The organism is Asaia bogorensis (genome assembly GCF_900465345.1).
GTDB lineage: Bacteria > Pseudomonadota > Alphaproteobacteria > Acetobacterales > Acetobacteraceae > Asaia > Asaia bogorensis_A.
In genome coordinates this window covers 1-1,566 of record NZ_UEGO01000018.1, presented here as the reverse complement: position 1 = coordinate 1,566, position 1,566 = coordinate 1, and the positions used below count along the sequence as shown (strand labels likewise).

Sequence of the window (1,566 nt, the reverse complement as noted above, 5' to 3'; positions counted from 1 at the left end):
GCGAGCGCTTCGAGGCGATCCGCAGCACGTGCCAGAACGTCGCGAGCGCCTTTGAGCAGGTCGAGCGGCAGAACGATGTCGTCCTGCCAGACGGTGACGCGTTCGTGCTTCATCACCCGGCCCTCTGCTCAAGAACAGCACGGTTCGGCAGCGCCTCGCCAAGGCGGCAGAACAGGCAATCAAGCTCGTCCGTATCGAACGCGCCCCGGTCATTCACGCGGGACAGCTTGGCGTTCACCTGCTGCTCTGTGCGCGTGATCAGTTCCCGGATTTCCTCGGCGATCTCCGCGTCTTGGCTGACCGCCGCCTGATAGTTGCTCATCGCACTGGCGCGATAATACGGGCTGCGTGTATCGCCGCTCTGAAACTGCATTCCGTCTGGATATGCCATCTTCTCTCTCCATCACTGGAAACACTGGCCGGAAACCCGGCTTGTTCGGCCCCGGCGTACCGGGGTCGCGTCAAGCGGGGTCAGTAAGACAGGGTGACGTGACGGACCTTGCGCCCCACGATTGCGGTGATCGCCTGCTTGGCGTGTTCGTCGGACAGCCCAGCCGCAGTCAGATCCGCCAGCACTTCGCGATTGATTGTGGCCCGATGCGCCTTATCCGCAGCACGGCGCTTTTCTTCGGCTTCATGTGCGGCTTTCTCGTCGGCTACGCGCTTGCGTTCGGCCTCAATCGCGGCGATCCGGTCGCGTTCTGCCTGTTCAGCAGCCGCCACACGGCGACGTTCGGCCTGTGCGGCTTCATCCTTGCGGCACTGTTCTGCGCGTTCGGCTTCGGCAATGGCAGTGCGACGTTCGTTTTCGATCCGGTCTTGCTCAACCTTGGCTCGGCGCTCGGCTTCAAGGCGCGCATTCTCAGCAGCCTGACGGGCGATCTCAGCTTCACGCTGCTCCCGTGCCTTCTCGGCAGCGATCCGTGCAGCTTCAGCTTCTTCTGCCGCTTTACGCTCGGCCTCGATGCGGTCTTTCTCGGCCTGCTCAGCAACGATGATCGCCGCCTTGATTGCCGTCTCGGTGCGTTCGATAGCTTGCGCGGCTCGTGCGCTGAATTCTTGGAAGTCGTGATCCTTATGGCGCGACAGAGCAGACAGGTTGTCGCGCAGCACATCGAGAGAAATGCCCGGAAGATTGAGAGCAAGGCTTTCGATATCCGAGAGATAGTTCTTTATACCGTCAATCCGCACCTGCTCGCGCGCCTCGTAATCATCGACAGGCTTGCGGACTTCATCACGCAGGGCGTCAAGGCGGGCGTTGATCTCGCGTCGAGAGGCATTGACGCTATCGACCGTCTTGCGGGCATCTTCGGCGACGGCCTTGCCCATATCGTCCAGCGCCGTCTTTGATCGGGCGACCTTGTAGGCCAGAGACTTGATCTCCTTGCGGCCCTTCTCAGTCGTGGCGTCTGTCTGAATAGAGCGCACGTCGCGCTCCAGCTTGCTCAGGATATCCTCGACGCCGCCCTGTGTCTGAAAGACTGCAATCGGGTCGATCATCTCGATTGTGGCGAGTGCGTTTGTTGGCTCGGTTGCCATCTGGCTTCCCCATCGGTGGTGATGGGG

At 61.2% G+C, this 1,566-nt stretch carries 1 protein-coding gene and 1 pseudogene; both read right to left on the bottom strand.

Features of this window, described 5'->3' with window-relative positions:
* Window positions 1-112: 112 nt before the first annotated feature.
* A complete protein-coding gene (locus ED655_RS08840; RefSeq protein ID WP_162993455.1) occupies window positions 113-391 on the bottom strand; it encodes a hypothetical protein in 279 nt (92 codons plus the stop codon).
* Between the two features lie 80 nt (window positions 392-471).
* Window positions 472-1,566: pseudogene (locus ED655_RS08835) on the bottom strand (hypothetical protein); the annotation flags it as partial.